7 protein-coding genes are annotated in these 6,648 nt (G+C 72.8%); 2 read left to right on the top strand and 5 right to left on the bottom strand.

Annotated features, from left to right (window positions below):
• The 5 genes from CR470_RS34715 to CR470_RS34695 form a co-directional block, all read right to left on the bottom strand.
• On the bottom strand, nucleotides 1–1,533 hold a 1,533-nt coding region (locus CR470_RS34715), incomplete at its 3' end, for a DEAD/DEAH box helicase (protein WP_097871416.1).
• A 185-nt stretch (nucleotides 1,534–1,718) separates the two neighbouring features.
• Complete coding sequence (locus CR470_RS34710) at nucleotides 1,719–1,922, bottom strand: cold-shock protein (RefSeq protein ID WP_003969786.1); 204 nt, start codon at nucleotides 1,920–1,922, stop codon at nucleotides 1,719–1,721.
• Nucleotides 1,923–2,209: 287 nt separating this feature from the next.
• The gene (locus CR470_RS34705) at nucleotides 2,210–3,367 is read right to left on the bottom strand and encodes an acetyl-CoA C-acetyltransferase (protein ID WP_097871414.1); all 1,158 of its coding nucleotides are present in this window, start codon (nucleotides 3,365–3,367) and stop codon (nucleotides 2,210–2,212) included.
• Nucleotides 3,368–3,409: 42 nt separating this feature from the next.
• Nucleotides 3,410–4,021, bottom strand: a complete 612-nt coding sequence (locus CR470_RS34700; RefSeq protein WP_069757697.1) for a TetR/AcrR family transcriptional regulator — start codon at nucleotides 4,019–4,021, stop codon at nucleotides 3,410–3,412.
• 30 nt (nucleotides 4,022–4,051) lie between these two features.
• Nucleotides 4,052–4,834 carry an SDR family oxidoreductase gene (locus tag CR470_RS34695; protein ID WP_097871412.1) on the bottom strand — a complete coding sequence of 261 codons (783 nt, stop codon included), beginning with the start codon at nucleotides 4,832–4,834 and terminating at the stop codon, nucleotides 4,052–4,054.
• A gap of 115 nt (nucleotides 4,835–4,949) precedes the next feature.
• Between CR470_RS34695 and CR470_RS34690 the strand changes: the two genes are divergently transcribed.
• Both CR470_RS34690 and CR470_RS34685 read left to right on the top strand, forming a co-directional pair.
• The gene (locus CR470_RS34690; protein ID WP_097871410.1) at nucleotides 4,950–6,095 is read left to right on the top strand and encodes an acyl-CoA dehydrogenase family protein; all 1,146 of its coding nucleotides are present in this window, start codon (nucleotides 4,950–4,952) and stop codon (nucleotides 6,093–6,095) included.
• Nucleotides 6,095–6,648 (top strand): acyl-CoA dehydrogenase family protein (locus CR470_RS34685; RefSeq protein WP_143663938.1); only part of this gene is annotated, 554 nt, incomplete at its 3' end. The genes CR470_RS34690 and CR470_RS34685, both read left to right, overlap by 1 nt.

Genomic DNA, 6,648 nt, shown 5'->3' with positions numbered 1-6,648 from the left:
ACCCGCACCCGCGCCGGCCCCACGCCGTCCACGCCCCCGGCTGCCGGAGCGCACCGCGCCCCCGTTGCCGGAGCCGGAACCCGCCGCACCGCCCGACCGCGTCCGCTGCTTCGGCGGCGTCGGCTGCGGTACCTCGATGACGATCGCGATGCCCGACGGCTCACGGGCCCCCGTGATCCGGCCCAGCTCCGCGTCGCTGGAGGTGACCCGTGTGGTGCGCGGCGCGATGCCGGCGTCCTGCATCAGCCGGGTCATCTCGCGCTTCTCCTCGGGCAGGACCAGCGTGACGACGCTGCCGGACTCCCCGGCGCGGGCCGTGCGCCCGCCGCGGTGGAGGTAGTCCTTGTGGTCGGTCGGCGGGTCCACGTTGACGACCAGGTCGAGGTCGTCGACGTGGATGCCGCGGGCCGCGACGTTCGTCGCGACGAGCGCGGTGACCTGACCGTTCTTGAACTGGTCGAGCGTCCGGTTGCGCTGCGGCTGCGAGCGCCCGCCGTGCAGGGCGGCCGCCCGTACACCGCTGGCGAGCAGCCGCTTGGCGAACCGGTCGGCGGCGCGCTTGGTGTCGACGAACATGATCACCCGGCCCTCGCGGGCGGCGATCTTCGTGGCGACGGCCTTCTTGTCGGTCTCGTCCAGGACATGGAGCACGTGGTGCTCCATCGTGGTGACCGCGCCGGCGGACGGGTCCACGGAGTGCACGACGGGATCGGTGAGGAACATCTTCACGAGCCGGTCGATGTTCTTGTCGAGGGTCGCGGAGAACAGCATCCGCTGCCCGTCCGCCTCGACCTGCTTGAGCAGGGCGACGACCTGCGGCATGAAGCCCATGTCGGCCATCTGGTCGGCCTCGTCGAGGACGGTGATGGAGACCTCGTCCAGCCGGCAGTCGCCGCGCTCGATGAGGTCCTTGAGCCGGCCCGGTGTGGCGACGAGCACTTCGGCGCCGCGCCGCAGGGTGGCGGACTGCTTGGTGATCGACATGCCGCCGACGACCGTGGCCATCCGCAGGTTCACGGCGGTCGCGTACGGGGTCAGCGCGTCGGTGACCTGCTGGGCCAGCTCGCGCGTGGGCACGAGGACCATGGCGAGCGGGGCCCGCGGCTCGCTGCGGCGTCCGGCGGTGCGGGCCAGCAGCGCCAGGCCGAAGGCGAGCGTCTTGCCGGAGCCGGTGCGCCCGCGGCCGAGGATGTCGCGGCCGGCCAGCGAGTTCGGCAGGGTCGCGCCCTGGATCGGGAACGGCTCGGTGACGCCCTGCGCGGCGAGGGTCTTCAGCAGCGCGGCGGGCATGTCCAGGTCGGCGAAGGCGTCGACGGCGGGCAGCGCGGGGGTCACGGTCTCCGGCAGGGCGAACTCGCCCTGCGGCGGGGTGGCGCGACGACGGGCCGGGGGCTTGGAGCCGCCCTGGACCTTGGAGCGGGGTGCGCCGCCCCGGCCGTTCGCGGGAGCCTGGGTGCCGGCGCCCTGGCCGCGGCCTCGGCCACGGGCCGGTCGCGAGCGGGGGGTGCGGTCCTGGCGTTCGGAGCTGGTCATACGGAATTGCCCTCCTGGGGGATTCCTGGGCAACTGCCGAGTGGGTTTACTGCGATGTGCCGGCCCGACCGTCTGTGATGCGCCCCCAGGATGTGCGCACGAAACGGGTTTTTGCTCGGACAGCACAAACCGGGGCCCGCACCTTCACGGTGCGGGCCCCGGTCAGCGAGGTACGCGTCCGGCAATCAGGCCGGGACGATGTTCTCCGCCTGCGGGCCCTTCTGGCCCTGCGTGACGTCGAAGGAGACCTTCTGGCCCTCCTGGAGCTCACGGAAGCCCGAGGTGGCGATGTTGGAGTAGTGGGCGAAGACGTCGGCGCCGCCGCCGTCCTGCTCGATGAAGCCGAAGCCCTTTTCCGAGTTGAACCACTTCACGGTTCCAGTAGCCATGTCATTCTCCTAAAAGAGGTGCAGTGCCGAGAACCCGCACTTTACGGATTCCAAGTCGCCGCATTGAGCCCCACCCGGAGAAAGCCGGAAAACAATAAAGCGCCTGAGGAAGCATTCCCGTCAGGCGCACATAAAGTTCATGGGTACCAAAACTGCAACGGGAAACATCGTAGCACGCCCTCTCCTCCGACGGCGGATCACACCACACCGCCGGACGGAAAACTTGGCTGACCAGAGGGTGTACGGGAGGGGTCGGGCGGGGTGCGGGCGGGGCCGGGGCGGATTCTTCAGAGCCGCTCGACGATGGTGACATTGGCCTGTCCGCCGCCCTCGCACATCGTCTGGAGCCCGTAGCGGCCGCCGGTGCGTTCCAGTTCGTGCAGCAGGGTCGTCATCAGCCGGGCCCCGGTCGCGCCGAGCGGGTGGCCCAGCGCGATGGCTCCGCCGTTGACGTTGACCCGCTCGGGGTCCGCACCGGTCTCTTTCAGCCAAGCGAGGACGACCGGGGCGAAGGCCTCGTTGATCTCGACGAGGTCGATGGCGTCGATGGTGAGGCCGGTCTTCTTCAGGGCGTGGGCGGTGGCCGGGATCGGCGCCGAGAGCATCCGGATCGGGTCCTCGCCCCGTACGGACAGGTGGTGGACGCGGGCCCGCGGGGTGAGTCCGTGTTCGGCGACGGCCCGCTCCGAGGCAATGAGCAGGGCGGCGGCCCCGTCGGAGACCTGGGAGGAGCAGGCCGCGGTGATGGTGCCGCCCTCCACGACGGGCCGCAGACCGGCCATTTTCTCCAGGGTGGTGTCGCGGCGCGGCCCCTCGTCCGCGGTGACGTCCCCGTACGCGACGGTCTCGCGGGCGAAGCGGCCCTCGTCGATGGCGCGGAGCGCCCGGTGGTGGGAGGTGAGGGCGAACTCCTCCATGTCCCTGCGGCTGATGCCCCACTTCTCGGCGATCAGCTGGGCGCCGTGGAACTGGTTGACGGGGGCGTCCCCGTAGCGGGCGCGCCAGCCCTCGCTGCCCGCGTACGGCCCCTGGGTGAGACCGAGCGGTTCGGCGGCCTGCCGGGAGGCGAAGGCGATCGGGATCTGGGTCATGTTCTGGGTGCCGCCGGCGACGACGAGGTCCTGGGTGCCGGAGAGGACCCCCTGGGCCGCGAAGTGGAGGGCCTGCTGGGAGGAGCCGCACTGCCGGTCGATGGTGACGCCGGGGACCTCCTCGGGCAGTCCGGCGGCCAGCCATGACGTACGGGCGATGTCGCCGGCCTGCGGTCCCACGGTGTCGAGGCAGCCGAAGACGACGTCCTCGACGGCCGCCGGATCGACGCCGGAGCGGGCGATCAGCTCTTTCAGCACCTGCGCGCCGAGGTCGGCGGGGTGGACGGCCCCGAGGCCGCCCCCGCGCCGCCCGACGGGGGTGCGTACCGCTTCGACGATGTAGGCCTCGGCCATGGCTGCTGCTCCTCGGTGCGCTCGGGATGGACCGGTTTCCGGTTACGTACGCAGGGCGATTCCGTCGAGCACCATCGAGAGGTACTGACGGGCGATCTCCTCGGGGCTGTGGTGTCCGCCGGGCCGGTACCAGGAGGCCGCGACCCAGACGGTGTCGCGGACGAAGCGGTAGGTGAGGCGGATGTCGAGGTCGTCGCGGAAGGCACCTTCGGCGACGCCGCGTTCCAGGGTGCCGAGCCAGGCCTTCTCGAACTTCGTCTGGGAGTCGACGAGGTAGGCGAAGCGCGGCTGGGTGGCGAGGTGCTTGGACTCCTTCTGGTAGATCGCGACGGCGGGGCGGTGCCGGTCGATCTCCCGGAAGGACTCGGTGACCAGGGCCTCGATGGTCTCGCGGGGGCCGAGGCCGGCCTCCAGGACCGCGTCGTAGCCCCGCCAGAGCTCGTCGAGGAAGGTGGAGAGGATCTCGTCGATCATCGATTCCTTGGAATCGAAGTGGTAGTAGAGGCTGCCCGCGAGCATCCCGGCCTCGTCCGCGATCCGGCGGACGGTGGTGGCGTTGTATCCCTGGGCGGCGAAGACCTCGGCGGCGGTGGCGAGCAGTTCACGGCGTCGCTCCGGCGTGGGGGTCACCTGGGGCTTCTTCTTGGTAGGCACCCGGCCATTGTCCGCCCGCGGCCCGTGTGTTCACGCATGCTGGCTGCTGACGGGGATGACCTCGCCGGTCATGTACGAGGAGTAGCCGCTGGCGAGGAAGACGATCACGTTGGCGACCTCCCAGGGTTCGGCGTACCGGCCGAAGGCCTCCTTCGCGGTGAGTTCGGCGAGCAGCTCGGCGGAGGTGACCTTGGCGAGGTGCGGGTGCATGGCGAGGCTGGGGGCGACGGCGTTGACGCGTACGCCGTAGTCGGCGGCCTCGACGGCGGCGCAGCGGGTGAGGGCCATGACGCCGGCCTTGGCGGCGGCGTAGTGGGCCTGGCCGCGCTGGGCGCGCCAGCCGACGACGGAGGCGTTGTTGACGAGGACTCCCCCGGTTCCGGCGGCCTTGAGGGAGCGCAGGGCGGCGCGGGTGCAGCGGAAGGTGCCGTTCAGGGTGACGTCGAGGATCTGCGTCCACTGGTCGTCGGTCATCTCGGTGAGTTCGGCGGTGCCGCCGAGGCCCGCGTTGTTGACGACGATGTCCAGGCCGCCGTGGGTGCGTTCGGCGTGCGCGAAGAGGGCCCCGACCTGGTCCTCGTCGGTGACGTCGCAGGCCAGGTGGGTGACGCGGTCGGGGCCGAACGCGTCGGCGAGGGCGTGCGCGCTCTCCTTCAGCCGGCGGGCGTGGGCGTCGCCGATGACGACGCGGGCGCCCTCCTCCAGGAAGCGGCGGGCGGTCGCGCCGCCGATGCCGGCTCCGGCGGCGGCGGTGATCACGGCGGTGCGGCCGGCCAGCAGTCCGTGTCCCGGCAGGTACGGCGGTGTGTCCATGGCCCGGTCCCCCGACTTCTCGACGGTCTGTGGGTCGTACGTTAACCTACCAAACACTTGTTAGGGAACGGGACGCCTCGGCGACGGCGCCGACCGGACGGAAGGCGGGCGCTTCATGGATCTGGCGCAGACGGCACGGACGGCAGCGCTGCGGGCCGAGGCCCGGGCCTGGCTGCGGGAGCACGTACCGGCCCGGCCGCTGCCCTCCCTGGAGACCGAGGAGGGGTTCGCCGCGCACCGGGAGTGGGAGGCGCTGCTGCACACCGGCCGGTGGTCGGCGGTCTCCTGGCCCGAGGAGTACGGGGGCCGGGGCGCGGATCTCTTCGGCTGGCTGGCGTTCGAGGAGGAGTACTGGGCGGCGGGCGCGCCGGGCCGGGTCTCGCAGAACGGGATCAGCCTCCTCGCCCCGACCCTCCTCGCCCACGGCACGACCGAGCAACGGGCCCGGGTGCTACCCCCGATGGCGAGCGGCGAGGCCGTCTGGGCGCAGGCCTGGTCGGAGCCGGAGGCCGGGTCGGACCTGGCGGCGCTGCGGTCGCGGGCGGTGCGCACGGACGGCGGCTGGCTGGTGTCGGGGCAGAAGACCTGGTCCTCGCGGGCGGCGTTCGCGGACCGTGCCTTCGGCATCTTCCGTACGGACCCCGGGGCCGCGAAGCCGCATCACGGGCTCACGTATCTGATGTTCGGGCTCTCCGAGCCGGGGGTCACCGTGCGCCCGATCGGGCGGCTGGACGGGAAGCCGGCGTTCGCCGAGATCTTCCTCGACGAGGTCTTCGTACCGGACGAGGACGTCATCGGGGAGCCGGGGCAGGGCTGGCGCATCGCCATGTCGGCCACCGGCGACGAGCGCGGGCTCACCCTCCGCTCCCCCGGCCGCTTCCTGGCCGCCGCCGGCCGGCTGGAGGACCTCTGGCGGGAGGCGGGCGACCCGGCGGACACGGCGCTGCGGGACCGGGTGGCGGACGCGGTGATCGGGGCGCGGGCGTATCGGCTGTTCACCGCCGCCTCCGCGTCCCGGTCCGCGGCGGGGGCGTCGCTGGGGCCCGAGTCCAGCCTGAACAAGGTGTTCTGGTCGACGTACGACATCGCGCTGCACGAGACGGCGCTCGATCTGCTGGGCCCGGACGCGGAGCTGGCCGACACGGCGTGGGCGGAGGGATACGTCTTCGCGCTCGCGGGCCCCGTGTACGCCGGGACCAACGAGATCCAGCGGGACATCATCGCCGAGCGGCTGCTCGGCCTGCCGAAGGGACGGCGCTGATGCGTTTCCTCCTCGACGACGAGCAGCGGGAGTTCGCCCGGTCGCTGGACGCGATGCTGACGGCGGCCGGCACGCCGTCGGTCCTGCGGGCGTGGGCCGCCGGGGATCACGGCCCCGGGCGGGCCCTGTGGGGGAGGCTCGCGGACGCGGGGGTGTTCGCCCTCGCGGCCCCGCAGGCGTACGGGGGCCTCGGGCCGCTCCCCGTGGAGGTGGCCGTCGCCTGCGTCGAGCTGGGGCGGCACGCGGTGCCCGGACCGGTGGCGGAGACCCTGGCGGCCGGGGTGCTGCTGGGCGGGGCGGGCGGGCCCGCGGCCGAGGAGTGGCTGCCCCGGATCGCCTCCGGCGGGGCGGTTGTCTCGCTGCGGCTGGCGGGGCACGGGCCGTACGCCCTGGACGCGGACGCGGCGGACGCGGTGTTCACGGTGGACGGGGACGAGCTGCGGCTCGCGCCGGGGCGCGGGGAGCCGTCGGCGTCGGCGGATCCGGCGCGGCGGCTGTTCCGGCCGGAGGCGGGCGGCGTGGTGGCGGCGGCCGGTCCCGGGGTGCGTGAGGC

Source organism: Streptomyces sp. rh34 (assembly GCF_002551245.1).
Taxonomy (GTDB): Bacteria; Actinomycetota; Actinomycetes; order Streptomycetales; family Streptomycetaceae; genus Streptomyces.
The sequence above is the reverse complement of the archived record's forward strand: the minus strand, read 5'-3'. Positions and strand labels throughout refer to the sequence as shown.

Coding starts and splice junctions, on each gene's coding strand:
- CR470_RS34695 (WP_097871412.1), bottom strand. CDS start 4,834: ATGGACACACCGCCGTACCTGCCGGGACACGGACTGCTGGCCGGCCGC.
- CR470_RS34710 (WP_003969786.1), bottom strand. CDS start 1,922: ATGGCTACTGGAACCGTGAAGTGGTTCAACTCGGAAAAGGGCTTCGGC.
- CR470_RS34705 (WP_097871414.1), bottom strand. CDS start 3,367: ATGGCCGAGGCCTACATCGTCGAAGCGGTACGCACCCCCGTCGGGCGG.
- CR470_RS34690 (WP_097871410.1), top strand. CDS start 4,950: ATGGATCTGGCGCAGACGGCACGGACGGCAGCGCTGCGGGCCGAGGCC.